Origin of the sequence: Nocardiopsis sp. YSL2, assembly GCF_030555055.1 — a bacterium.
Lineage (GTDB): Bacteria > Actinomycetota > Actinomycetes > Streptosporangiales > Streptosporangiaceae > Nocardiopsis.
The window spans coordinates 5,248,153-5,272,859 of sequence record NZ_JAMOAO010000001.1; the positions used below are offsets into that span (position 1 = coordinate 5,248,153).

At 73.9% G+C, this 24,707-nt stretch carries 19 protein-coding genes; 6 read left to right on the plus strand and 13 right to left on the minus strand.

Features of this window, described 5'->3' with window-relative positions; all coding sequences use genetic code 11:
• Positions 1-25: 25 nt before the first annotated feature.
• Entirely contained in the window at positions 26-898 is an 873-nt protein-coding gene (locus M1P99_RS23160) for a PaaX family transcriptional regulator C-terminal domain-containing protein (protein ID WP_304454685.1), read from the plus strand.
• A gap of 115 nt (positions 899-1,013) precedes the next feature.
• Here M1P99_RS23160 and M1P99_RS23165 read toward each other — a convergent pair whose 3' ends face one another.
• From M1P99_RS23165 to M1P99_RS23185, 5 genes are read right to left on the minus strand one after another with little or no spacing between them, the layout of a single operon-like run.
• Entirely contained in the window at positions 1,014-2,033 is a 1,020-nt protein-coding gene (locus tag M1P99_RS23165; protein WP_304454686.1) for a branched-chain amino acid ABC transporter permease, read from the minus strand.
• Complete coding sequence (locus tag M1P99_RS23170) at positions 2,030-2,893, minus strand: branched-chain amino acid ABC transporter permease (RefSeq protein ID WP_304454687.1); 864 nt, start codon at positions 2,891-2,893, stop codon at positions 2,030-2,032. Before M1P99_RS23170 ends, M1P99_RS23165 begins: the two co-directional genes overlap by 4 nt.
• A complete protein-coding gene (locus M1P99_RS23175; protein ID WP_304454688.1) occupies positions 2,890-3,555 on the minus strand; it encodes an ABC transporter ATP-binding protein in 666 nt (221 codons plus the stop codon). The genes M1P99_RS23170 and M1P99_RS23175 overlap by 4 nt, the downstream gene beginning before the upstream one ends.
• A complete protein-coding gene (locus tag M1P99_RS23180; RefSeq protein ID WP_304454689.1) occupies positions 3,552-4,325 on the minus strand; it encodes an ABC transporter ATP-binding protein in 774 nt (257 codons plus the stop codon). The genes M1P99_RS23175 and M1P99_RS23180 overlap by 4 nt, the downstream gene beginning before the upstream one ends.
• 1 nt (position 4,326) lies before the next feature.
• Positions 4,327-5,505 (minus strand): ABC transporter substrate-binding protein, encoded by a 1,179-nt coding sequence (locus M1P99_RS23185; protein ID WP_304454690.1) that lies wholly within the window; start codon positions 5,503-5,505, stop codon positions 4,327-4,329.
• A 289-nt stretch (positions 5,506-5,794) separates the two neighbouring features.
• Here M1P99_RS23185 and M1P99_RS23190 point away from each other — a divergent pair, with 289 nt between their 5' ends.
• Positions 5,795-6,898: a CPBP family intramembrane glutamic endopeptidase gene (locus M1P99_RS23190; RefSeq protein WP_304454691.1), complete on the plus strand. Its 1,104-nt coding sequence runs from the start codon at positions 5,795-5,797 to the stop codon at positions 6,896-6,898.
• 99 nt (positions 6,899-6,997) lie between these two features.
• Here the strand turns inward: M1P99_RS23190 and M1P99_RS23195 are convergent, their stop codons facing one another.
• Positions 6,998-7,405 carry a helix-turn-helix domain-containing protein gene (locus M1P99_RS23195; RefSeq protein WP_304454692.1) on the minus strand — a complete coding sequence of 136 codons (408 nt, stop codon included), beginning with the start codon at positions 7,403-7,405 and terminating at the stop codon, positions 6,998-7,000.
• A gap of 239 nt (positions 7,406-7,644) precedes the next feature.
• Between M1P99_RS23195 and M1P99_RS23200 the strand changes: the two genes are divergently transcribed.
• Positions 7,645-8,427, plus strand: a complete 783-nt coding sequence (locus tag M1P99_RS23200; RefSeq protein WP_304454693.1) for a thioesterase family protein — start codon at positions 7,645-7,647, stop codon at positions 8,425-8,427.
• Between the two features lie 331 nt (positions 8,428-8,758).
• On the plus strand, positions 8,759-9,616 hold the full coding sequence (locus tag M1P99_RS23205; protein ID WP_304454694.1) for an SDR family oxidoreductase: 858 nt from the start codon (positions 8,759-8,761) through the stop codon (positions 9,614-9,616).
• Positions 9,617-9,726: 110 nt separating this feature from the next.
• Here M1P99_RS23205 and M1P99_RS23210 read toward each other — a convergent pair whose 3' ends face one another.
• Positions 9,727-10,491: an IclR family transcriptional regulator gene (locus tag M1P99_RS23210; RefSeq protein ID WP_304454695.1), complete on the minus strand. Its 765-nt coding sequence runs from the start codon at positions 10,489-10,491 to the stop codon at positions 9,727-9,729.
• 77 nt (positions 10,492-10,568) lie between these two features.
• Here M1P99_RS23210 and M1P99_RS23215 point away from each other — a divergent pair, with 77 nt between their 5' ends.
• Positions 10,569-11,759, plus strand: coding sequence for a 4-hydroxybenzoate 3-monooxygenase (locus M1P99_RS23215; protein ID WP_304454696.1), 1,191 nt, complete (start codon positions 10,569-10,571; stop codon positions 11,757-11,759).
• 122 nt (positions 11,760-11,881) lie between these two features.
• On the opposite strand, the gene M1P99_RS23220 is transcribed toward M1P99_RS23215, so the two are convergent.
• From M1P99_RS23220 to M1P99_RS23245, 6 genes are all read right to left on the minus strand, one after another.
• Entirely contained in the window at positions 11,882-12,532 is a 651-nt protein-coding gene (locus tag M1P99_RS23220) for a TetR/AcrR family transcriptional regulator (protein WP_304454697.1), read from the minus strand.
• Between the two features lie 257 nt (positions 12,533-12,789).
• A complete protein-coding gene (locus tag M1P99_RS23225) occupies positions 12,790-13,317 on the minus strand; it encodes a DoxX family protein (RefSeq protein WP_304454698.1) in 528 nt (175 codons plus the stop codon).
• Between the two features lie 276 nt (positions 13,318-13,593).
• Positions 13,594-16,746 (minus strand): glycoside hydrolase family 38 C-terminal domain-containing protein, encoded by a 3,153-nt coding sequence (locus tag M1P99_RS23230; RefSeq protein WP_304454699.1) that lies wholly within the window; start codon positions 16,744-16,746, stop codon positions 13,594-13,596.
• Positions 16,747-17,079: 333 nt separating this feature from the next.
• Positions 17,080-18,186, minus strand: a complete 1,107-nt coding sequence (locus M1P99_RS23235) for a hypothetical protein (RefSeq protein ID WP_304454700.1) — start codon at positions 18,184-18,186, stop codon at positions 17,080-17,082.
• Between the two features lie 130 nt (positions 18,187-18,316).
• Entirely contained in the window at positions 18,317-20,488 is a 2,172-nt protein-coding gene (locus tag M1P99_RS23240) for a SpoIIE family protein phosphatase (protein ID WP_304454701.1), read from the minus strand.
• 396 nt (positions 20,489-20,884) lie between these two features.
• Positions 20,885-22,060 carry a glycosyltransferase gene (locus M1P99_RS23245; RefSeq protein WP_304454702.1) on the minus strand — a complete coding sequence of 392 codons (1,176 nt, stop codon included), beginning with the start codon at positions 22,058-22,060 and terminating at the stop codon, positions 20,885-20,887.
• Between the two features lie 495 nt (positions 22,061-22,555).
• Between M1P99_RS23245 and M1P99_RS23250 the strand changes: the two genes are divergently transcribed.
• Positions 22,556-24,685, plus strand: a complete 2,130-nt coding sequence (locus M1P99_RS23250; RefSeq protein WP_304454703.1) for a heavy metal translocating P-type ATPase — start codon at positions 22,556-22,558, stop codon at positions 24,683-24,685.
• Positions 24,686-24,707: the final 22 nt, after the last annotated feature.

Genomic DNA, 24,707 nt, shown 5'->3' on the forward strand with positions numbered 1-24,707 from the left:
TTACGCTGTTCAGCGAGGGGGCGGGATGACAGGACATATCGTCGAACGGGAGCCCGAAGCCGAGGAGGCGGCGGACGCCGGGACGGCGGGAGCGGTACGGCCGCGGCCGCAGTCGCTCATGCTCGCCTTCCTCGGCCGGTTCGTCCTGGGCAGGGACCTGCGCGTGTTCTCCGGGTCCTTCATCGACGTGTTCGCCCGCCTGGGCGTGTCCGAGCAGGCCGTGCGCTCCACGCTGAGCCGGATGGCCCAACGCGGCATGCTCGACCGTCGGCGCAGCGGCCGGCGCGTCTACTTCGGACTCACGCCCCGCGCCGTCGACGTGCTCACCGACGGCGACCAGCGCATCTGGGACGCCGGGGTCGTCAACCTCGACGGGGGCGGCATGTGGACGCTGCTGTCCTTCTCCCTGCCCGAGTCCTGGCAGCGCCAGCGGCACGACCTGCGCACCCACCTGTCCTGGGCCGGATTCGGCCCCCTGCGGAGCGGACTGTGGATCGCGCCCACGGTCGTGGACACCACCGCCTTCGTCGACGAACTCGGTCTCACCGACCACGTCCACGTCTTCCACGCCAGCCTGGGCGCGCCCACCCAGGCCGCCCAGCTCGTCAACGAGGCCTACGACGTCGACGACCTGGCCGCGGGGTACCGGCGCTTCCTGGAGCGGTGGGACTCCCCGGATCCCGTTCCCGAGGCGCCCGACGACCTGGCCCGCCTGCTGCTGCTCACCTCGGAGTGGATGCGGCTCATCCGCGCCGACCCGCGCCTGCCGCTGGCCTACCTGCCCGACCCCTGGCCCGCCGTCCCCGCCCAGGAACTCGTCAACGACCTGCACCGGCGCTACGGGGAGTCCGCGACCCGGATCGTCGAGGAGGTCGTGGACACCCTGCCGGCCGACTGAGGCACGCGTCCGGCCGCTCCCGGGCCGGGCGGCCCCGGTGCCCGAACCGGGGCCGCGTCGGCTCGTACGCGGGACCGCGACCGGGGCCGGGGAGGGCGCCGCCCCGCCGGGCGGCTCAGGCCCGCGCGGGCTCGTGCCCGTCCTCCCCGGCAGGGCCCGGGTGTTCCCGGACGCGGTGCCGTCGGCCCCGCCACCAGGCGGCCAACGACGGCACGACCCCGTGCGGCAGGAACAGCACCGTCAGGACCAGCACCAGTCCGTAGACCGCGTAGGTGAACACCGCGGGGGCGTAGTCCGGCATGCCGCCCAGCGTGCCCAGCACACCCAGGTAGTGCACCAGGACCGTCACCAGCGCGGTACCGGCCACCGCGCCCCACACCGAGCCCAGACCGCCCACCACCGCCATCACCACGTAGGTGATCGACATCGACACCGGGAACATCCCCGGCGACAGGAAGCCGATGTAGAACGCGAACACCCCGCCCGCCGCCCCGGCGAACGCCGCCGAGACCGCGAACACCGTGAGCTTGTGCCGGCCCACCGGGATCCCCGAGGAGGCCGCCGCGGTCTCGCTCGTGGCCAGCGCCCGCAGCGCGCGGCCCGGACGCGACCGCACGATGTTGCGGGCCACGACCACCACCACCGCCAGCACCGCCCACGCCACGTAGGCGTAGCCCTGGTTGGTGGACACCTCCACCGGGCCCAGCGACAGCAGGGGGATCCCCTGCAACCCGGTGCTGCCGCCCAGCGCGTCCGTCTGCGCCACCACGACCAGGAAGATGAGGTGCACCGCGATCGTGGCGAAGGCCAGGTGGTGGCCGCGCAGCCGCAGCAGCGGCAGCCCCAGGACCAGCGCGCACAGCGCCGCCGCCACCGGCGCGGCCAGCAGCCCCGCCAGCGTGGGCAGGCCCGCCTGCGACACCAGCGCCGCCGTGTACCCGCCCGTGGCGAAGAACACCGCCTGGCCCAGCGACACCTGCCCGGCGTAGCCCATCAGCAGGGAGATCCCCACCACCACGCTCGCCGACACCGCCACCTGCACGTAGACGGCCAGGCCGCCGCTGTCCAGCACCAGGGGCAGCGCCAGCGTGGCCGCGGCCACCGCCGGGACCGCCCACACACCTGGCGACCTCATACCGTCACCTCCTGGTGGACCGAGGGCCGACGCGCCGCGTGCCAGACCATCACGGCGAGCATCACCACGAGCGCGACCGTGGTCTGGTAGGCCGCGTTTCCGTACCCGGCGACCAGTGCCTCCACCACGCCGAGCAGGACGCCCCCGGCCAGGGCGACCATCGGCCGGGTCAGCCCGCCCAGGACCGCCGCGGCGAATCCGTGCACGATCAGCGTCACGTCCGAGTCGAACGACATCGGCCGCAACGGCGCCACCAGCACCCCGGCGACACCGCCCAGCACACCCGCCAGCACGAACGCGAACTGGGCCATCCGCGCCACCGGGATCCCCGTCACCCGGGCCGCGTAGGGATTGGACGCGCACGCCGTGAGCGCCTTGCCCAGGTAGGTGCGGGTCAGGAACAGCCACAGCGCCCCGAACACCACAGCGGTCACGCCGATGACCAGCAGGTGGTGGCGGCGCACCGGCACCCCCAGCAGCGACGTCATCCCCGGCAGCCCCGGTGTGGAGCGCGGGGTGTCGCCGAACACCGCCACCAGGACGGCGTAGGCCAGGAAGCCCACCGCCAGCGTCACGATCAGGGCGGTCATCGGCGCGGTGCCGCGCCGGCCCAGCGCCAGCAGCCCGGTCACCGCCCCGGTGGCGGCCGCGACGGCCACCGCCAGCAGTTCGGCGGCGCCGTGCCAGATCCCGGCGCCCAGGAACGCCGACGCGCAGAGCCCGCCGACCACCGCGAACATGCCCTGGGCGAAGTTGACCACCCCGGTCACCCGGTACACGGCCACCAGCCCGCTGCCCACCAGCGCGAACCCGCACCCGATGGCCAGGCCGCTGACGATGTGGGCGAGAAGCGTGATCATGGCGCCCCCACCCCGCCGCCCAGATAGGCGCGGGCCACCGCGGACCCGCGGGCCAGCTCGTCGCACGCGCCGGCGGCGACCACCCGCCCGGCCTCCAGGACGTAGGCCCGCGAGCACACGTCGAACGCCAGCCGGGCGTTCTGTTCGATGAGCAGCACGGCCATCCCCTCCTCACGGTTCAGCCGGACCAGGTGCCGCACCAGGTCGTCGACGATCTTGGGTGCCAGCCCCAGGGACAGCTCGTCCACGGCGAGCACGTCCGGTCGGGCCATCAGCGCCCGTCCGACCGCCACCATCTGCTGCTGTCCGCCCGAGAGGGCGCCCGCGCGGCGTCCGCGCAGCCCCTCCAGGTCCGGCAGCACCCCGTAGACGTGCCGGGGGTCGCGGTCGCGGACCTTCCACGCGCCCAGGCGCAGGTTGTCCTCGACCGTCAGGTCGCCGAACAGCTGCCGCCCCTCGGGTACGTGCGCGAACCGGCCCTCGGTGGCCACCCGTCCCGCTGCGGGCCGCACCACTCCCGACAGGGTGTCGACGAGGGTGGACTTGCCCGCCCCGTTGGGGCCGACCAGGGCGACCATCTCCCCGGTGCCCACCTCCAGGCCGACGCCGTCCAGGGCTGTGGCCGAGCCGTAGCGCACGACCAGGTCCTCCACGGTGATCACGCGGCGGCCCCTTCCCCCGTGCCGAGGTAGGCCGAGACCACCGCCGGGTCGCGCCGGACCTGGTCCGGCGTGCCCTCGGCGATGACCCGGCCCAGGTCGAGCACGGTGACGCGGTCGGACAGGCGCGAGACGAACGCGACGTCGTGCTCGATGAGCAGGGTGGTCTGGCCGTCCTCGTGCAGCTCCTCCACGATCGACGCCAACCGCTCGCGCTCGGGCGCGCGCAGCCCGGAGGCGGGCTCGTCCAGCAACAGCAGCGCGGGGTCCGCGCACAGGGCGCGGGCGAGCTGCATGGCGCGCTGCTGGCCGATGGGCAGGGCCTCGGCGGGATCCCCGGCGCGGTCCGACAGGCCCACGCGGTCCAGCGCGTCCAGGGCCAGCTCCCTGATACGGCGTTCGGCCGCGCGGTGGGCGGGCAGGCGCAGCACGGCCGCGGTGAACCCGGCGTCGGCGCGCAGGTGCGCGCCGACCATGACGTTCTCCAGCACGGTCATGCCGGGGAAGATCCGGGCGGCCTGGAAGACGATCGCCACGCCGCGCCGGGCCCGCCGGTGTGCCGGGAGCCCGTCCAGGGGGCGCCCGGCCAGGCGGATGCCGCCCCGGTCCGGGCGCAGGTGCCCGCTGATGAGGTTGAACAGAGTGGACTTGCCCGCCCCGTTGGGGCCGATGATGCCCCGGGTCTCACCGTCGGCGACGGCGAGGTCGACGTCCTGGACGGCGTGCACCCCGCCGAAGGAGCGGCTGAGTCCGGTGATCTGTAGTTCGGCCACCTCAACCCCCGTACGCGGCGTCGAGCTGCTCGACCGCCCAGGGCACGGGGACGAAGGCGCCGTCCTCGACGGTGTTGACCGAGATCGCGTCGGTGGTGATCCCGGCGTGGTCGGAGTCGGAGTAGGCGTAGGTGCCGTTGGGGGTGACCAGGGTCAGCTCCTCCAGGGCCGCCAGGATGTCGGCGTGCTCGGTGGAGCCGGCGTTCTCGATCGCCGCGACCAGCAGCCGCACGGCGCTGTAGCCGTCCAGGGCGAACTGGGGCGGGGCGTAGCCGTGCTCCTCGGAGAAGGCGGCCGACACCTCCTCGATGACCTGTTTCTGCTCGCCCTCGGGCAGGTGCTCGCCGACCACGCCGATGGAGCTGAGCACGGTGACGCCCTCGGCGGCGTCGCCGGCGGGCTCCAGCCACAGGTGGCTGGCCTGGGCACCGGTCATGACCAGGGGGACGTCGGCCTCGACGGACCCGTACTGCTGGGCGAAGGTCACCGCGGGGGGCCCGGTGCCCCAGAACAGCAGGGCCTGCGGGTCGACGGAGTCGAGTTCGCTGAACACGTGGCCGAAGTCGGTGGTGTCCTGCTGGTACTCGTTGACCGCGGAGATCTCGATGCCGTACTCGTCGGCGAGCTCCTCGGTGGCCAGGAACCCGGCGACGGCGTAGGTGGTGGCCGAGTAGGCCACGGACACCTCGGTCAGGCCCTCGGCCTGGAAGTACTGCAGGGCGCGTTCGGCGTAGGCGGCGGCCGTGGCCGGGACGACGAAGACCTCCTCGCGCAGCGGGTCGAGCTGTTCGTCGGCGGGCGTGGGGGAGATGTAGGGGACTCCGGCGCGCTCGACGGCGGGGATGGTGGCCATGGCGCTGTCGGACACGGCCGATCCGATCACGGCGACCGGGTCCTGGGACTGGATGTCGTTGAAGGCCAGGACCGCCTGGTCGGGTTCGCTCTGGTCGTCGCGGGTGATGAGCTCGATCTGCCGGCCCAGGACGCCGCCGTCGGCGTTGACCTGGGCGACCGCGAGTTCGACGGCCAGTTCGTTGTCGGTGCCCAGGGCGGAGTAGCCGCCGGTCAGGGGCGTGATGTAGCCGACGCGGACGGCGTCGTCGCTGCCGGAGTCCCCGCCGCCACCGCACGCGGTGGCCGAGACGGCGACGAGGGCGAGTAATGAGATGAATCTGCGCACGGGGGGTGCTCCTGTGAGTCGGGGGGCGTGTGGAGGTGCGCCCATGAGGATGGAGGCGCGGGGGATCGGGCGTGGGCGGGTGGCGCTCCGAGCCGAACGGGTCAGTGACGAAGGTCACTGGGGCCCCAACTTATGCAAATCCATGACGTCAGTCAACAAGATGCACAACTTGGTTCGGGCGATGCCGCCGGGACATGACATCTGTCATCTCCCGCGGGTGAGGACCGCAGCGCGAACCCGTGTGAACCGGCACTCCTGCGCGGCGGCGCGTCTGGCTAGCGTTGACGGTATGAACCCCTACGACGAGAGCCATGCACCGACCGACGGGCCCCACCCCACGCCCCCCGGTTCCGGCCCCGGACCGGGCGCGATGCCCCCGGACGGCGCCTCGATCCCGTCCGGCCCCTCCGCTCCGTCCGGGTCCGCCGGGCCGCCGCCGCGGCGTCGCGGGCCGCGTCCGGTCCCGCCGGGCGTGCCCTACCACCGCGTCCTGGCCGATGACAAGCGCCGGATCTGGCGGGGCATCGCCGCACTCGTGCTCCTCGTGGGAGGGATGTTCCTCTTCAGCATCGTCCTGACGCTCCTCGCCGCCGTCGTCGACGCCCTGCTCGGCAGGGACAGCGTGCTGACGGGCGGCACCGAGCTCACCCCCGTGGACATGGGCTCGAACCTGCTCGCGCTCGCCCTGCTCATCCCGTGGAGCATGCTCATCCAACGGTGGCTCTACGGGATGCGGGCGGCTTCGCTGCACTCGGTGAGGTCGCTCTTCCGGCCCGCGGTGTTCGGCCGGGCGATCCTGGTCATCGTTCCCCTCTGGGCCGTCTACATGACCGCCTTCTCCGCGCTCACCCCCGTGGAGGAGGTGCCCTGGCGGTTCGGCGACCTGCTCGCGATGTTCGCGGTGATCCTCGTGCTGGTGCCGGTGCAGTCGGCCGGTGAGGAGTACGGGCTGCGCGGGCTCGCCTTCCGGGTCGCCGCGAGCTGGGGCCGCGGTCCGCGCTCGGCCCTGGTCATCGGTGTCGTGGTGTCGAGCCTGGTGTTCATGGCGATCCACTTCGCGGCCGACCCGTGGCTCAACGTCTACTACTTCACCTTCGGCGCCACGCTGGCCCTCATCACGTGGCGCACGGGCGGCCTGGAGACCGCGGTCGTGATCCACGCGGTGAACAACACGCTCGCGTTCCTCACCGTGGTCCTCCTGCGCTCCGACCCGGCGGAGTGGACGGACCGGTCGGCGGGCGTCGGATCGGCGCAGATGCTGATCCCCTGCGCGATCCTCATCGCGGCCACGGCCGTGGTGTGGTGGCGCACGCGAAGGACCGGACCGGCCCTGACCCCCGCCGAGGCCGATCCCCACGAGCACGGATCCGGCCGGGAGCAGCGGGCGCGGTAGCGCACCGCCCGCGCGGACGGCCGGTGGCCCGCCGGTGGAACTCGGACGGTGCCATCGGCGACGGCGGTGCGGGTTCCTTGGGGGCGTTGCGGGTCGGGCTCAGCGGGTCGAGGCGGTGTCGGCCGAAGCACTGACCTCGGCGATGGCGTGGGTCTGCGCCCAGTCCAACAGCGGGAGCAGGAGCTGGGTGACCTGTTCGCCGCTGTCGGTGAGGCTGTAGACCACGTAGGGCGGAACCACGGGGCGGGCGTCGCGCAGGACCAGGCGGTCGGCCTCCAGGGTGCGCAGGGTCTGGGCGAGCATCTTCTCGCTGATGCCGCCGATACCGCGCAGGAGTTCGCTCCAGCGCCGGGGGCCCTCGGAGAGGGAGACCAGGACGAGGACGCCCCACTTGCTGGTGATGTCGCCCAACAGGCGCCGGGACGGGCAGTTCTCGGACAGGACCTGTCCGCCGACGGTCAGGATCTCGGAGGAGTCGAACGGCGTCGAGGAGGACGGTGTCGTCATTCCTCGACGATACCTGTCCTGATCGAGAGACCTCGGTCCGCCGTGCCCGCGGCTCAGCGGAACGCGTGGACGGGGCCGCGGGCGTCCTGGCGGCCCGGGTGGAGGCGGCAGGTCGGCTCCCGAAGGCGATGGGCGATGGGATAGCGTGGCCCTCGACTTATAACGACCGTCATAGGACTGAGTCCGCCGGACCCGGGCGCGGGGCGCCGGCCGCACTCTCCCCCCACGGAGGCCACAGCATGGGAACCGGGCCCGAAGCGTTCTACCTGCCCCTCGACGACCAGACCTACGAACCCACCGCGGCCACAGAGAGCCCGTGGGACAGCCGTGCCCAGCACGGCGGCCCGCCTTCCGCGCTGCTGGGCCACGTGATCGACCAAGCCGTCGGCCCCGGCCTGCGCCTGGGGCGGATCTCGGTGGACTTCCTCGCCCCCATCCCGCGGCTGCCCGCGCGGGTGGAACTCACCACGCTGCGGCCCGGCCGCCAGGTCCACCTCACCCAGGCCGACATGATCATCGACGGGCGTACCGCCGTGACCGCCCGAGCGTGGCACATCGCCACCGGACCCACTCCGCCGGTGCACGGCGAGCCCGTGGCGCCGCCGCCCCTGCCCGCGCCCTCCGAGGAGGACCTCTTCGCCGGTCGCACGGGCTGGGGGTACGGCCAGGCCATCGAGTGGCGCTTCGTGCGGGGCGGCTTCACCGTCTCCGGCGCCGCCCAGGCGTGGACGCGTGTCCGCATCCCCCTGGTGGCGGGGGAGAAGCTCACCGGCGCGGCCCGCGCGCTGATCGTCGCCGACTCCGCCAACGGCCTGTCGGCGGTCCTGCCGATGGACGAGTGGCTGTCCATCCCGCCCACCATGACCGCGACCCTCCTGCGCCACCCCGAGGGCGACTGGACGTACATGGACTGCGGCACCGAACTGTCCGACGACGGCCTCGGGCTCACCCGGGCCGCCCTGTCCGACGCCGGGGGCCGCCTCGGCGAGGTCGCCCAACCCCTGCTCGTGCGCCGACGCTGACCCGTCGGCCGCCTGGAGGCGGAGGCGCTGCCGCCCGCTCCGGCGCGCAGGGCTTGCGCGGTCGGGCTCACCGGGCGGGCGCGGTCCCGCCCCGACACCACGCTGCGGGCCCGGGAGCCGCCGCCGGCGCGGGTCGCCCCGGCCTGCGGCCGCGCGTTCCGACCGTGTCCTGTCGCACCTACTGCGTAGCGCACCCACCCCGTATCGCACCCACCCCGGAGTACTAACCAAAAAGTGGGTACAAGACCTTTGGAATGTGCGGATGAACGGCCCGGTTGGCACCACACAGCGGCCGGGAAAGTCCCGGTCCTCCATCGGAAGGACCCCGCACATGTCCGTCGTCATCACCGGTGCCACCGGCCACCTGGGCCGCCTCGTCGTCGAGGACCTCCTGGCCGGGGGGCTGCCCGCCGACCAGATCACCGCCACCGGGCGCGACACCGCCAAGCTGGCGGACCTGTCCGGCAGGGGCGTCTCGACGGCGCGCGCCGACTTCGAGGACCCCGCCTCGCTCAAGGCCGCCTTCCAGGGCGCCGACACCGTGCTCCTGGTCTCGGGCAGCGAGGTCGGCAAGCGCGTGGACCAGCACCGCAACGCCGTCCAGGCGGCCAAGGACGCGGGTGTGGGCCACATCGTCTACACCAGCCTGCTCAACGCCGCCGAGAGCACCCTCGTCCTGGCGCCGGAGCACAAGGCCACCGAGGAGATCATCCGCGCCTCCGGCCTGCCCCACACACTCCTGCGCAACGGCTGGTACAGCGAGAACTACGAGCAGCAGCTGCAGCAGGCGCGCGAGACCGGCACCGTCCTCACCAGCGCCGGAGCGGGCCGGGTGGCCAGCGCCTCGCGCCCCGACTACGCGGCGGCCGCCGCCGCGGTGCTGCGCGACCCCGCCGCGCACGCCGGCGCCGTCCACGAGCTCTCCGGCGACACCGCGTGGACCTTCGACGAGCTCGCCGCCGCGATGGGCCGGGTCCTGGGCCGCGAGGTCGTCGTCGACAACGTCACCCCCGAGGAGCACCAGGCCGTCCTGACCGGTGCCGGGCTGGACGAGGGCACCGCCCGGTTCGTCGTGGGCCTGGACGCCGGTACGCGCGAGGGCGAGCTGTCCTCGACCACCGGCGAGCTCTCCCGTCTCATCGGGCGCCCGACCACCCCTCTGGTGGAGACCCTCGGGGCCCTGGTGTGAGCCGCCGGGTCCGGCTCCCCGGCGGAGCCGGACCCGCGCCGCCACCCGGGGCCCGTCGGCCGTGCGGGTCCGGTCGGACCCGCGGAGGGCGGCCGGCGCTCCCCGGGCGATCAGTCCTCGGAGGCGGCCAGACGGAGGCCGAGGCCCTCGGCTCCGGCGCGCAGCGCCGGGACCAGCCGCGACAGATCGGCGCGTACCGTCCGGACGACGATGCCCAGGGCGGCCACGGGCGGTCCGGTCCCGTTCGACACCGGGACCGCCACCGAGCACGACCCCAGGGACATCTCCTCGCTGGTCGAGGCGTAGCCGCGCTCGACGGACGTGCGCAGCTCGCGCAGCAGCCGTCCCCGCTCGGTGATGGTGTGCCGGGTCTGCCGTGAGAGCGGGCGGTCGCAGTAGGCGCGCAGGAAGTCCTCGTCGGCCCAGGCGAGCAGCGCCTTGCCGACCCCGGTGGCGTGCAGGGGCAGGTGGGTGCCCACCCGGGAGAGCACCGGGACGGAGCGGTGCCCGGACAGCTTCTCCACGTACAGGGCCCGGTCCCCGTCCAGGACGGCGAGGTGGATGTTCTCCCGGGTCGCCTCGTACAGGTCCTGCATGAACGGCAGGGCCGTCTCGCGCAGCCGGTCGGACACGGGGGCCAGCAGGCCCGTCCGCCACAGGCGCAGGCCGATGCGGTAGCGGCCGTCGGCGTCGCGGTCCAGCGCGCCCCAGGTCACCAGGTCGCCGGCCAGCCGGTGCGCGGTGGCGGGCGGCAGCCCGGAGCGCCGCGCGAGATCGGTCAGGGTCGCCTCGGGGTGCTCGGCGTCGAAGGCGCCCAGGAGGTCCAGGGCGCGCGCGGTCACCGAGCGACCCGCCGCAGTGCTGTTGCCGGCCATGCGTCCATTCTCCCCGATCTTCCACTGGACGGAACGGCCTGCTGGTCTGTGACCCGGCCCACCGATTCAGTGGGGGCATGAACTCACTCACAACCCGTACCCGGGTGGCCATCATCGGGGCCGGTCCCGCCGGCCTGGTCCTGTCCCACCTGCTGGCCGCCCGCGGCATCGACTCGGTCGTCGTGGAGACCCGAGAGCGCGACGCGATCGAGAGCACCATCCGCGCCGGGGTCCTCGAACAGGGCACCGTCGACCTGCTGACGGGCACCGGCGTGGACACTCGTGTCCTGACCGAGGGCGCCAAGCACGACGGGGTCGAGTTCCGCTTCGGCGGCCGGGGCCACCGGATCGACTTCGCGGGGCTGGTGGGCCGCTCGGTCTGGCTCTATCCGCAGCACGAGGTGCTCAAGGACCTGATCGCCACCCGCCTGGCCGTCGGCGCCGACATACGCTTCGGCGTGAGCGACGTGGTGCCGAGCGGTGTGGACACCGACAGCCCTTCGGTCCACTTCACCGACGCCCAGGGGCGTCGGGTGGAACTGCGCTGCGACGTGGTGGCGGGCTGCGACGGCTCGGCGGGTGTGAGCCGCGCGGCCCTGCCCGAGGACCGGCGTGTCGACCACTTCCGCACCTACCCCTTCGGCTGGTTCGGGATCCTCGCCGAGGCTCCGCCCTCCTCGCCCGAGCTGGTCTACGCCCGCTCCGACCGCGGGTTCGCGCTGATCAGCACCCGCACGCCCGAGGTGCAGCGGATGTACTTCCAGTGCGCCCCGGACGAGGACCCCGCGGCCTGGAGCGACGCCCGGATCTGGGACGAGCTCCAGGCGCGGGTGGCGGGCGACGGCTTCGCCCTGAAGGAGGGGTCCATCTTCCAGCGCGGTGTGATCCCGATGCGCAGCTACGTGTGCGACCCGATGTGCTTCGGCCGGCTGATGCTGGCCGGAGACGCGGCGCACACGGTGCCGCCCACCGGGGCCAAGGGCCTGAACCTGGCGGTGGCCGACGTCGTCGTGCTGGCCCGCGTGCTGGAGGAGTTCCTGGCCTCGGGCGAGGAACGGCACCTGGACTCCTACGGCCCCACGGCCCTGCGCCGGGTCTGGCGGGCCCAGCACTTCTCGTGGTGGATGACCTCGATGCTGCACACGCCGCCGGAGGCCACGCCCTTCGACATCCAGCGCCAGCTCGGCGAGCTCGACATGGTGACGAGCAGCCGGGCGGGCGCGGCCTATCTGGCCGAGGCGTACACGGGCTGGCCGATCGACGACTGAGCCCGCCCCCGGCGCCTGTCACCGGTGGTGCCCGCGGTCGCACCCGCGAGCACCGCCGCACCCTCGGTGCCGTTCATGTGAGCTGTCGGATCCCCCACGGCCGACCCTGCCGCGGGCCCCGCTCACCCCCGGCCGGACAGGCGGGCCACCAGAGCGTCGATGACCGTCTCGGTGACCGCGGCCATGTCCACGGCCTCCGGGTCCAGCAGCCACTGGACCTGCAGACCGTCCATCACCGCGATGACCGCCGCGGCCGCCTCGTCGGCCGGGGTCCGGCCGTCCGGGCCGGGTGTGTCCGCCGCCTCGCGCTCACGTGGGCCGAGGCGGTCCAGCACGGCGTCCCCGATCTCGCGGCGCAGCACGGTGAAGCGGTCCCGGAACCACTCCTGGGCGGGGTGGCGGTCGGTGGCGCTCTCCGCCGACAGCACGGCGTAGAGCTGCGTGGTCCCCGGGCGCTCGGCGTTGCGCTCGGCGGTGGCCACGAGGTGGTCGAGCATCCGGCTGCCCTCGGGAGCCGGGTCGGTGTCGTCGCGCAGTTCCAGAACGGCGGTGAGCAGGGCGGTCTTGGACCCGAAGTGGTGCAGGACCCCGGCCGGGGTGATGTCGAGCATCGCCGCGATGTCGGCGAGCGAGGTGTTGTTGAACCCCTGCGTGGCGAAGGCGTCGGCGGCGGTGCGCAGGATCTGCTCACGCCGGTTCACCCGCTTGCGCGGCGCCGGGGCTCCGCCGTCGTCGACGGTGCGGGTGTCCGCTGCGGGGGTCGTCTCGCTCATGCCGGTAGTTCTCCAGTTCGTCGCACCCGGGGGTACTCGGGGACGTCGGTGCCCGCGGCCCACGGTATCGGGAGACTCCCACACGAACCGTTGCTTCATGAGTATTCAGTCAGCACGCTTCCGGCCGCGGAGGAACTCCGTGACCCGGCATGGGGTCATGAGCGGTAGTCGTGCCCCACGCGTTTGGTCTGCGCCGGTGACCGGGAGTGGGCCGGGGCCGGAGTCCGCCCTGGGCGGCACACCGGCCCCGGCCGGAGTCAGGCGCGCAGGAGGAGGACGGCGGTGGAGGTTCCGGCGCCCAGCACGACGGCGGCCAGGCCGTAGTACAGGCGGTGCCGGTGGAGCAGGGGCAGCAGGCGGTCCAGGGCGTAGCGTCCCGGGCCGGTCACGGCGATGGCGGCGGCGGCGAGCGCGAGCACCAGCGGGTACTCCATCCCACCGAAGAACCCGTCACTCCAGTGGAACGCTGCGGCGTTGACCATGACGCCGATGGCCGCGGCGCCGGCCAGTGGTGTGAGCAGTCCCAGGGCCAGGCCGAGACCGCCCAGGAACTCGCTGAGCCCGGCCACCACGGCCATGAGCTCACCGGGGCGGTAGCCCGCGGCGGCGAAGAACTCGCCGGTGCCGCTGATGCCGTTGCCGCCGAACCAGCCGAAGAGCTTCTGGGCGCCGTGGGCGGCCAGGGTCAGTCCGCAGGTGGCGCGCAGGAGCAGCAGGCCGAGGTCGAACGCGTGATCCGTGGAGGCTGATGCGTGGGGTGGGGAAGACGTGGCGACAGAGGTCATGGGGGGTCCTCGTCTCGTGAGCGGGGGCGGGGCGGGCCGCGACGGTGCGGCCCACGGCGGGCGACCGCGCCCGGAGGAGAGGGGGAGCGGCCGCCCTCGTGAGACAGTTCTGGGAGCGCTCCCAGAACTGGGGTGATTATCCGTGCCCCTGTCGCTTCTGTCAACGGTCCCTGGCCGTGCGTGACCGCCGCGTCCCCGGGGCTCGGCCGGACTCCGGCGGTTCCCGTCCCGGAGGGGACGCCGCCGACCAGGTGTTCGGCCGCGGGCCCGGACCCGTCAGGGGTGGGAGGCCGGCCGCCGCAGACGCAGCGTGAGGATCTGGAACGGACGCAGCGTGACGGCGATCGGCCCGTCCCCGGAGTCCGCTCCGCCGGACCCGATCGCGGTATCCAGGACGGGAGCGCCCTCGAACTCCTCCTCCAGGAGGTTCACCGCGTGCACCCCGCTCACCGGGAAACCCGGCCGTACGGCGACCCGGGCGCGCCCGCCCCGGGCTTCGTAGAGCCGTACCACCACGTCGCCGGAGCGGTCGTCGGCGAGCTTGACCGACTCCACGACCACGCCCGGGTCGTCGACCCGCACCAGAGGCTCCACGACGGCGGCCGCCCCCGGCACCTCGCGCGGGGGCAGGTTGATCCGGTACCCCTCGCGCACCGCGTCCTGGATCGCGGCCCCGGGCACCAGCGCGTAGTGGAACCGGTGCAGGCCCTGGTCGGTCTCCGGGTCGGGGAAGCGCGGGGCGCGCAGCAGGGACAGCCGCACCGTCGTGGTGGTCCCGCCGTCCTCGCGCACGTCACGCGTCACGTCGTGGCCGTAGGTGCAGTCGTTGACCACGGCCACGCCGTAGCCGGGCTCGCCGACGTGCACCCAGCGGTGCGCGCAGACCTCGAAGCGCGCGGCGTCCCAGGAGGTGTTGGTGTGCGTGGGGCGTCGGACGTGGCCGAACTGGATCTCGCAGGCCGCCTCGTGCGCGCGCACGTCGACGGGGAAGGCCGCCTTGAGGAACTTCTCCCGCTCGTGCCAGTCCACGACCGTCGTCACGTCCAGCCGACGCGCGCCCGGGCCGAGCGAGAGGTGCTGTTCGACCGTGGAGGAGCCGAAGGACCGCGTCACCCGCACCGTCGCCGTGCCCGCGACCGCGCCCGCCGGTCCGGCGCCGGGGCCGAGCACGTCCAGGGTGTCCAGGCCGGTGAGGTCCTCACGGGTGTTGCGGTAGAACGCGTCGACGTCCCACGCGTCCCACTGGTTGGGTACGTCCTGGTGCAGCTGGAGGAGGTTGCCGGGCCGCCCCGGGGCGAGGACCTCGCGGTCGGCCACCCGGTCCAGGACCGAGGTGACCAGCCCCCGGCCGTCCACGGTGACCGTCAGCAGTCCGTTGTCCAGGACCAGGCCGCCGTCCGGGCCCGGACCGACCGTCGCGGCGGCCTCCGGGGGCGCCGGGGCGGCGGCCGGGCCGGCGCCCATGGCGGGGATCCCGTCGCGTTCGTGCGGTGCCGCGTTGAAGACCGTGTGGCCGTCCGGCGTACTGTCGACCACCCCGGTGTCGGACTCCGCCGTGCTCGCGCTCGTGTGCGACCCCGTGTCCGCGGCCAGGGCCGCCTGCGCCGCCCCGATGACCTCGGCCAGTTCCGCTCCCGCCTCGGCGTAGGCGGTGGCCGCTTCACGGTGCACCCACGCGATCGAGCTGCCGGGCAGGATGTCGTGGAACTGGTGCAGCAGCACCGTGCGCCAGACGCGCTCCAGCCGCGCGTAGGGGTAGTCGGAGCCCGTGCGCACCGCGGCGGTGGCCGCCCACAGTTCGGCCTCGCGCAGCAGGTGCTCACAGCGCCGGTTGCCCCGCTTGGTCGCCGCCTGGCTGGTGTAGGTGCCGCGGTGCAGCTCCAGGTACAGCTCACCGAGCCAGACCGGGGCGTCGGGGTACTCCGCGTGCGCCTGGGCGAAGAACGACGCGGGGCGCTCGACCGCCACCCGTGGCGACCCCTCCAGGTCGCCCAGGCGCGCCGCCCGGGCCAGCATCTCGCGGGTGGGGCCGCCGCCCCCGTCGCCGTGGCCGAACGGTACGAGCGACCGCGTCGCCCCGCCCTTGTCGCGGAAGGTCCGGGAGGCGTGCGCCAGCTCCGCGCCCGTCAGCTCGGCGTTGTAGGTGTCCACCGGCGGGAAGTGCGTGAAGACCCGGGTGCCGTCCAGGCCCTCCCACCAGAAGGTGTGGTGGGGGAAGGGATTGACCTGGTTCCAGGAGATCTTCTGGGTGAGGAACCAGCGCGACCCCGACAGCCGGACCAGCTGCGGCAGGGCCGCGGAGTAGCCGAAGGAGTCCGGCAGCCACACCTCCTGGGTGTCGATGCCGAGCTCGTCGCGGAAGAACCGCTTGCCGTAGGCGAACTGGCGGGCCAGCGCCTCCGACCCGGGCATGTTGGTGTCGGACTCCACCCACATCCCGCCGACCGGTACGAACCGGCCGTCCCGCGCCAGCTCCGCCGCCCGGTCGAAGAGTTCGGGCCGGTGCTCCTGGAGCCAGGCCCACTGCTGGGCCTGGCTCATCGCGAACACGAAGTCGGGGTGGTCCGCCATCAGCTCGACGACGTTCGCACTGGTCCGGACGACCTTGCGGACGGTCTCGCGCAGGGGCCACAACCAGGCGGAGTCGATGTGGGCGTGCCCGACGGCGGAGACCCGGTGGGCGCTCGCCGGAGCGGGGGAGCGCAGCACGGGGGCCAGGACCGCGCGCGCCCGCTCGGCGGTGCCGGGGACGTCCTGGGGGTCCAGCGCGTCCAGGGAGCGCTCCAGCGCGCGCAGCAGTTCCCAGCGGCGCGGGTCCCCGGTGTCCAGGGTGTGCATGAGCCCGCTCGCGACGTCCAGGTCCATGGCCAGTTCCCACACCGCCGTCTCGAACACGGCCAGGTCGGCGCGCAGCAGCCGGTACAGAGGACGGTCCGCGGGTCCGGGACCGTCGCCCAGGTCCGTGGGCCGGAAGGGAGGGTGGTCGAGGATGACGGGATTGGCGGCGGCCTCGACGTGGAACTCCACCGCCGTGCCCGCCCCGGCCTCGACCGGGATCCAGGCGTTGCGCGGTTGGAGGCCCTTGACGACCGTCCCGTCGGGGCGGTGGACCAGGCCCTCGCACTGGAAGCCGGGCATGCCCTGGTCGAAGCCGAGGTCGACGACGGCCTCCACCCGGCGGCCAGCCCACGCGTCGGGGACCCGGCCGCGCAGTCGGAACCACGTCGTGCCCCAGGCGGGGCCCCACGCGTCGCCCACCGCGGCGGGCTCGTAGGGCGCGGCGACGCCCCGCGCCGCGTCGACCGGCTCCCCTGTCACGTCCCAGCGTGCGACCTCCATCGGGACCGGCGCCGAGTACACCGCGGGCCACACCCGCTCGCGGAGCGCCCGCTCCAGTCGCGCCTCGGTCGCCCGGCGGTCGTCGTGCACGTGGTCTCCGTTCGTCGCGGTCCCGTTCCGGTCACGTTTCCAGCGTGCGACCTCCGGGTCAACGACCGGGAGGCCGCGGCCCCAGCGGGACCGGGGGGCAGGGGAGGGGGCGGGGCGGGCCGGCGCGGGTTCCCCACCCCGACCGCGACCGCCTCAGCGGGCCGTGGCGCGGTGCAGCGGTTCGGCCAGCGCCCGCCGGCGATCGGGCGACCGAGTCGTGGGCGGTGACCTGCCCGGGGTACTCACCGTTGACCGCGTACGAGGCGTCGCGGCAGGTCACGACCGTGCCCCGGGGCAGGGTCCGCTCGGCCACCCGGCTCGGGCCGGTGAAGGTCAGCCGGGGACCAGGACGCCCGCCAGCAGCAGGACCGACAGCAGCGCCACGATCACGGCGGCCGTGGCCCCGTAGTGCCGGGCCGACGCCCGGCCCGGCATCCACCTGATCGCCATCAGCGCCGCGGCCAGCGCCGTCATCCCGATCGGCAGCAGCGCACGCCAGGCGCGGTCGAAGGAGTCCATCGGCAGGAACGGGGCCGCGCCGTACAGCGACAGGACCAGCGCCGGCAGCGCCACCACCGACGCACCGACCCCCACCACGAGCGTGAACCGGTCCTGCGCCTCCGAGCCCTGGGCGATCGCGAACGTGGACATGCTGTTGAGCAGGGAGTGCAGCCGCGAGGCCTCCTCCGCCAGTTCGGCGTCCATCGCCTCGCAGTGGCGCACCCCGGCCCGGTACGTGGCCGCCCACTCCGGCAGGTCGCTCCCGCTCGGCGGCTCCTCCCTGTGCGGCAGGTCGGCCCGGTACACCGCCTCGTGCCACAGCCAGACCCACAGCCCGGAACGGGCCGCCTCCACGGCCTGGTCACGCGCCCGGCCCACGGCCGTGGCGAGCTCGACGGCCGCGGCCAGCAGAGGCCGCAGGGCGGTGTCGGACCGTCCGGCGAGCTGGTCGGCGATTCCGCGTTCGAGTTCGTAGCGCAGCCCGCGCAGTCGGAGCACGTCGTTGCGCGAGGCCTCGGCGAACGCCTTGGCCATGGTCACCGCGACGCGCGCGGTGTCGCCGTCGATCCTGTGCGCTGGTTCGGCGAGCGAGGCGATGAGGGCGTCGTCGGCCGCGGGCACGGGTCCGGTCTCCTCGTGCCAGCCGCCCGCCTCCGACCACGCCGCCTGGAGCGCGAGGGCGACCCGGGGGCGCTCCTGTCCGGTCGCCGTGACCCGGACGCGGCCCACGACCAGGCGCCGCCGCCCCGACTCGCCCACCACGCGCAACAGGGGCGCGACCATGACCACCTCGGAGGCGGACGCCTCGAAGGCCTCGCGCTCGCCGTCCTCCCACGGATCGCTGAGAGAAACCACGGAGAGGAGGGCTTCCGTGCCGTGGCCGCTCCGCGGGGTGCGGCCCTGCAGAACCTGGTGTCCCTTCTCGGGTGCTTCGTGCATGCGCGGAAGCGTACGAGAGGACGCCGTACACCCGGATATCGCCCAGTTCAGGCGGGTTCGCCGGGAGCGCCGTGCGCACCGGTCGCCCGGAGCAGGCGCAGCCGGACGATCTCCCGGCCCCGGGGCGCGCTCACGCCGACGGCAGCTCCTGCTCGGCCCAGATGGTCTTGCCCGCCCCCGTGTGGCGGCTGCCCCAGCGCTCGGTGAGCTGGGCGACGATGAGCAGGCCGCGTCCCCCCTCGTCGTAGACCCGGGCACGCCGCAGGTGCGGTGCCGCGCTGCCGGTGTCGGAGACCTCGCAGATGAGCGTCTCGTCGCGGATCAGCCGGAGCCGCACCGGCGGACTGCCGTAGCGCAGGGCGTTGGTGACCAGCTCGCTGACGACCAGCTCGGTGACGAAGGCCGCCTCCTCCAGCCCCCAGGACGCCAACTGGGCACCGGCCAGCTCACGGGCCCTGGAGACGATCGCCGGATCGCTGGGCAGCTCCCACGTGGCGACGTGCTCCGCGTCCAGGACCTGTGTCCGGGCCAGCAGGAGCGCCATGTCGTCCGCGCGGCGGCCGGGCAGCACGGCGCGCAGCACCCTGTCACAGGTGTCCTCCAAGGCGCCTCCGGGATCGGCCAGGGCGGCGCGCATCAAGGCGTACCCGGCGTCCGGATCGCGGTCCGGCGCCTCGACCAGGCCGTCGGTGTACAGGGCTATGACGCTGCCCTCGGGCACGTCGAACTCGGTGGCCTCGAAGGGCAGGCCGCCCAGGCCCAGCGGCGGTCCGGCCGGCACGTCCAGGAACTCGACCCGGCCGTCCGGCGTGGCCAGCGCCGGAGGCGGATGCCCGGCCCTGGCCATGCCGCAGCGCCGCGAGACCGGGTCGTACACGGCGTACAGGCACGTCGCGCCGAACTCGCCCGCGCTCTCGCCCTGCCCGGACCGGCCGGCGTCCGCGGCCGCCTCCTCGCGGTCCAGGCGCAGCACGAGGTCGTCCAACTGTGTGAGCAGCTCGTCCGGCGCCAGGTCCACGTCGGCCAGCGTGCGTACCGCCGTGCGCAGGCGCCCCATGGTGGCCGAGGCCTGCAGGCCGTGGCCGACCACGTCGCCCACCACCAGCGCCACCCGGGCCCCCGACAGCGGGATGACGTCGAACCAGTCGCCACCGATCCCGGCCCGGGAGTGGGCGGGCAGGTAGCGCGAGGCCACCTCCACCGCCGCCTGCCGGGGCGCGCGGTGGGGGAGGAGGCTGTGCTGGAGGGCGAGCGCGTTCGCGCGCTCACGCGTGTACCGGCGGGCGTTGTCGACGCACAGTGCCGCGCGGGAGGCCAGTTCCTCCGCCAGGAACTGGTCGTCCTCGCCGAACGGTTCGGGTGTGCGGTGGCGGGCCAGGATCAGCAGGCCCAGGGTCACGCCGCGCGCGGTCAGGGGCACCAACAGCTTCGAGTGCATCCCGTGCCGCGTCATGCTGTGGGCGCGTTCGGGCGCGTCGGCGGCCCACCAGCGCACGTGGGCGTGGTCGACCGTGTACCGCGCCGCCCGCCCGGTGCTCAGCGCCAGGCCAGGCGGTGAGTGAACGGTGTAGGAGTGCAGCCCGCCGAGCGGGATCACGGACTCGGGGCACCCCTCGATCACCGAACGCTGGGCGGACCGGCGAAAGACCGCTTCGTCGCCCGGTGTGACCGGGTCGGCCTCCTCCCCCCGCACGACCGCGTCCAGCAGGTCCACGACGGCGAAGTCGGCGAAGTGCTCCGTGCTGACCTGGGCCAGTTCGTCCGCGGTACGGGCCAGGTCGAGGGTGGTGCCGATGCGCAGCCCGACCTCGTTGAGCACGCCGAGCCGCCGTCGGGCCCGGTACTGCTCGGTGGTGTCCACACCCGCCACGGACAGGGCCCGGACCCGGCCGTCGGCGTCCTTGACGGGATACAGGTTCAGCAGCCAGGCGTGCTCGCGGGACTCGCCGGGCACGCGCAGGTACGCCTCGTAGGGCGCCGACGCGCCCTCGCGCAGGACCCGCTCGAGGACCTTGTCGATGCCTTTCAGGCCCTGGACGAGGAGGTCGGGGCCGGACTCGCCCAGACGCAGGCCCAGCAGGTCGCGTTCGGGCCTGCCCATCGCCCGTTCCATGGCCGCGTTGACCGCGATCGCGCGTGCCCCGTGGTCGAGCAGGGCCATCGGCAGGGGGATCTGGTCCAGCGCCCACTGCTTGAGCACGGCCGTGGGAGGCGTGCCCTCGCCGCCCGCACGGCCCGAGACGGCGTCGGCCTGCTCGGGCACGATCGCGGGCACGACCGCCGGGACGTCCTCGCTGTCCATGGACGCGCCTCCCCCCTGCCGCAGCCGTCACCCGCGCTACGGCGGGTCCCCTGCGCGTCGCTCATTCCAGCTTGCTCCCTTCGCCCGGGATTCACAAGCTTGACCGGCCTCTGACCTGCGGCTGAGCGTGTCAGGGGCGGGGTTCGGGGCCCTGGCGGGGCCCGGTTCCGCGGGAGGTGCGGGGCCCGGCCGGTCGGGGCCCCGCACCCGCGGTGCGTCCGGTGGATGCCGCCCTGGGGTATGTTCCGCGGATACTCACCCTGCTGCGCGACGCCCCGGCACGACTCCCGCCGCGTTCTCATCGGTCGACAGCCACACCGGGACGCCTTCTTCTTCGGCCTTGCGACAGCCGCACCGGAACGCCGCCCGCGACGGGCGGCATCCACGGAACACGCCCTAGCCGCGGGCCGCCGACAGGACCACGTCGACCAGGCGCTCGGCCGCGTCGGGCCGACCGTGCTCACGGGCCCGCTCGGCCATCCGCTCGCGCGCCTGCGGGTCGGACAGCAGCGAGTCCACCGCCGTCCGCAGGTTCTCGGGCGTGACATCGTCCAGCAGGGCCGCGGCGGCACCGGAGTCCTGCAGGTGGCGCGCGTTGTGGCGCTGCTCGTCGCCCGCGGAGGAGGCGAGGGGGACGAAGACGGCCGCCTTTCCCAGGGCGGTCAGCTCGGCGATGGTTCCGGCGCCGCTGCGCGAGATCACCACGTCGGCCAGGGCCAGCACGTCCGGCAGCTCCGGGCCGACGAAGGCCGTCAGGTGGTAGCGCGCGGCCAGGTCGGCGGGCAGCTCGGCGGCGTGCCCGCGCAGGCCCTCCAGGTTCGCGGCGCCGCACTGGTGCACCACGTTGGCCCGGTCGAGCAGCCACGGCAGGACGGCGCGCACCGTCTCGTTGATCTGCGCCGAGCCCTGCGCGCCGCCCGTGACGTAGACGGTGGGCAGCGACGGGTCGTGCCCGTCGAACCCCAGCCCCTTGGCGCCCAGGTCCGCCCGTCCCGTCAGCACCTCGGGGCGGACGGGGTTGCCGGTCACCGCGGCGCTCTCGCGCGCGCTGTCCGGGAGGAGTTCGAGGGTGGAGGGGGAGGACACCGCGACTCGTGCGGCCACCCGGGCCAGGACCTTGTTCGCCAGCCCCAGGCGGACGGTCTGCTCGTGGACGACGAGGGGCCGCCCGCACAGTTTCGCGGCCAGGCCGACCGGTACCGCCACGTAGCCGCCGGTGGCCAGGACCGCGTCGGGTGTGAAGTCCGAGACCAGTGAACGCGCCTGGGCGACACCGAGGGGCACGTTGGCCATGTCGCGGATGTTCTCGGGGGAGGCCAGCTTGAGCGGGTTCTTGGACCGGCGGATCTTGCCGGTGGCGACCGGGGCGAAGTCGATGCCGTTGTCGGCCGCGACCCGGGACTCCAGGCTGTTCTCCGTGCCCACCCACAGGACGTCCAGAGTGCGGCCGGCGGCTTCCAGGCGGTCGCGCAGGGCGCGCACGGTGGTGAGCGCGGGGTAGGTGTGGCCACCTGTCCCCCCGCCGGTCACGATCAGACGCAGGTCCCGCAGGGGGAGGTCGTCGCTGTTCACACGATTCCTATCTGGTGGCTCCGGAGCGGAGCGGATGATTCGGGCAGGGCGGGGCGGTGGGCGGCCGGGGCGGTAGCCGCGCGGTGACCCCACAGCACCGTAACGCCCGCCGGGACCGGTCCTCGCACGCCCGCGAGCGGCGGAGGGGCGGCGGGACCGGCGCCGGGGAACGGGCCAGAGCGATCAGGCCGGGTGTACGGCCCCGCGGCGCCGGAGAGGGCGGGGGTGAGGCCGCTCGGACGGAGTCGATCCGCGAGACGATCACGGCGACCTCCTCGCTGATCGACGGAGCCGGTGGCGGCCGTCGCGGTTCCGCCCCGGGCCCCGTTCCACTCGGTGTCCCGGTCGGCCCGGAAGCGACCGATGACCCGGGCGGTGGACGCCGTGTCGTCCGGGGGAGGGAGGCCGGGCCGGGGTATACAGTGGCGATATGTGTGACGTGGATCACTACTCAGAGCCTTGCTGTATACCCCCGGGGGGTATAGGTTCCGTGGTATGAACACGAACTCCCCAGAACACGAGCAGCACGGGCAGGGCGGCCACGTCGGTCACGCCGACGACACCGGACGCGCTGACCACAGCGGTCACGGTGGGCACACGGGCCACGGCGGACATGGTGACCATGTGGGGCAGTTCCGTCGGCTGTTCTGGGGCATGCTGGCGCTGGCCGTGCCCACGGTCCTGCTGAGCGGGATGTTCGCGGGCATCGTCGGCTACGCCGTCCCCGGCCTTCCCGGCGTGGAGTGGGTGTCCCCCCTGCTCGGCACCGTGATGTTCCTCTGGGGAGGCAAGCCGTTCCTGACCGGCGCCGTCGGCGAGGTCCGGGAGCTGCGCCCCGGCATGATGCTGCTGATCGCTCTGGCCATCACCGTCGCGTTCGTCTCCTCCTGGGGCGCCAGCCTGGGCCTGATCTCCCACGAGCTCGACTTCTGGTGGGAGCTGGCCCTGCTCATCGTGATCATGCTCCTCGGCCACTGGATCGAGATGCGCTCCCTGGCCCAGACCTCCTCCGCCCTGGAGTCGCTGGCCGCGCTGCTGCCCGACGAGGCCGAGAAGGTCGTCGGCGACTCCGTCGTCACGGTGGCCCCCGCCGACCTGGTCCTCGGCGACACCGTGGTCGTGCGCCCCGGCGGTCGTGTTCCGGCCGACGGCGAGGTCACCCAGGGCACCGCCGACGTCGACGAGTCGATGATCACCGGCGAGTCGCGCCCGGTCGCCCGCGGCCCGGGCGACCAGGTCGTCGCCGGAACCGTCGCGACCGACACCGCGCTGCGCGTCCGCGTCACCGCGGTCGGCGACGACACCGCCCTGGCCGGGATCCAGAAGCTGATCGCCCAGGCCCAGAGCTCCTCCTCCAGGGCCCAGCGCCTCGCCGACCGGGCCGCGGGCTGGCTCTTCTGGTTCGCCCTGGTCGCCGGAGCCCTGACCCTGGGCGTGTGGGCCCTGCTCGGGACGCCCGACGAGGCACTCGTCCGGACCATCACCGTGCTCGTCATCGCCTGCCCGCACGCCCTCGGGCTCGCCATTCCGCTCGTCGTCTCCATCGCCACCGAGCGCGCCGCCAGGGGCGGGGTCCTGATCAAGGACCGGCTGGCCCTGGAGAGCACGCGCACCGCCGACACCGTCCTGTTCGACAAGACCGGCACTCTGACCAAGGGCGAACCGACCGTCTCGCACGTCGAGTCCGTCGCAGGGCGCGGCACGGACGAGGTCCTGGCCCTGGCCGCCGCGGTCGAGGCCGACAGCGAGCACCCGCTCGCCAAGGCCATCGTCCGGGCCGCGCACCATCGTGGCCTGGACGTCCCGCGGGCGTCGGACTTTCGCGCCGCCACCGCGGTGGGCGTCTCCGGGACGGTCGACGGGGCCCGGATCGGCGTGGGCGGTCCCGCGATGCTCGCCGAGCACGGCGCGGAGGAGGTGGCCGCCGTCCAGGCATGGAAGGACGAGGGAGCGATCATCCTGCACGTGCTCTCCGACGGCGAGGCCATCGGCGCGCTGGCGCTGGCCGACGAGGTCAGGGAGGAGTCCCGCGCGGCCGTCGGAGCCCTGCACGCCCTGGACATGAAGGTCGTGATGATCACCGGCGACGCGGAGGCCGTCGCCCGCTCCGTCGCCGTGGACCTGGGGATCGACCAGGTCTTCGCCGGGGTCCGACCCGAGGACAAGGGGGCCAAGGTCGCCGAACTCCAGAAGCAGGGCCACCGGGTGATCATGGTCGGCGACGGCGTCAACGACGCCCCCGCGCTGGCCCAGGCCGACGTCGGGCTCGCGATCGGCGCCGGGACGGACGTGGCCATCGGCTCGGCCGGGGTGATCCTGGCCAGTGACGACCCGCGCTCGGTGCTCTCGGTCATCGAGCTCTCGCGGGCCGGCTACCGCAAGATGAAGCAGAACCTGTGGTGGGCCGCCGGCTACAACCTGATCTCCGTGCCTCTGGCCGCGGGTGTGCTGGCACCGGTCGGGTTCGTCCTGCCGATGGCGGTCGGCGCGATCATGATGTCGCTGTCCACGGTCGTGGTCGCGCTGAACGCCCAGCTCCTGCGCCGGCTCGACCTGACTCCGAGCGCGAGCACCCGGGCCGTGCTGCGTACCGCGGGAGCTGCGCGCGAGGCGGTCCGGGTGTAGGCGTGTCCGCGCTCGCCCGGCC

Excerpts from the sequence above, each read along its gene's own strand:
- M1P99_RS23220 (WP_304454697.1), bottom strand. The coding sequence starts at position 12,532 with ATGAGCGAGACGACCCCCGCAGCGGACACCCGCACCGTCGACGACGGC.
- M1P99_RS23210 (WP_304454695.1), bottom strand. The coding sequence starts at position 10,491 with ATGGCCGGCAACAGCACTGCGGCGGGTCGCTCGGTGACCGCGCGCGCC.
- M1P99_RS23200 (WP_304454693.1), top strand. The coding sequence starts at position 7,645 with ATGGGAACCGGGCCCGAAGCGTTCTACCTGCCCCTCGACGACCAGACC.
- M1P99_RS23170 (WP_304454687.1), bottom strand. The coding sequence starts at position 2,893 with ATGATCACGCTTCTCGCCCACATCGTCAGCGGCCTGGCCATCGGGTGC.
- M1P99_RS23195 (WP_304454692.1), bottom strand. The coding sequence starts at position 7,405 with ATGACGACACCGTCCTCCTCGACGCCGTTCGACTCCTCCGAGATCCTG.
- M1P99_RS23235 (WP_304454700.1), bottom strand. The coding sequence starts at position 18,186 with ATGCACGAAGCACCCGAGAAGGGACACCAGGTTCTGCAGGGCCGCACC.
- M1P99_RS23160 (WP_304454685.1), top strand. The coding sequence starts at position 26 with ATGACAGGACATATCGTCGAACGGGAGCCCGAAGCCGAGGAGGCGGCG.
- M1P99_RS23215 (WP_304454696.1), top strand. The coding sequence starts at position 10,569 with ATGAACTCACTCACAACCCGTACCCGGGTGGCCATCATCGGGGCCGGT.
- M1P99_RS23250 (WP_304454703.1), top strand. The coding sequence starts at position 22,556 with ATGAACACGAACTCCCCAGAACACGAGCAGCACGGGCAGGGCGGCCAC.
- M1P99_RS23165 (WP_304454686.1), bottom strand. The coding sequence starts at position 2,033 with ATGAGGTCGCCAGGTGTGTGGGCGGTCCCGGCGGTGGCCGCGGCCACG.
- M1P99_RS23240 (WP_304454701.1), bottom strand. The coding sequence starts at position 20,488 with ATGGACAGCGAGGACGTCCCGGCGGTCGTGCCCGCGATCGTGCCCGAG.
- M1P99_RS23225 (WP_304454698.1), bottom strand. The coding sequence starts at position 13,317 with ATGACCTCTGTCGCCACGTCTTCCCCACCCCACGCATCAGCCTCCACG.
- M1P99_RS23190 (WP_304454691.1), top strand. The coding sequence starts at position 5,795 with ATGAACCCCTACGACGAGAGCCATGCACCGACCGACGGGCCCCACCCC.
- M1P99_RS23205 (WP_304454694.1), top strand. The coding sequence starts at position 8,759 with ATGTCCGTCGTCATCACCGGTGCCACCGGCCACCTGGGCCGCCTCGTC.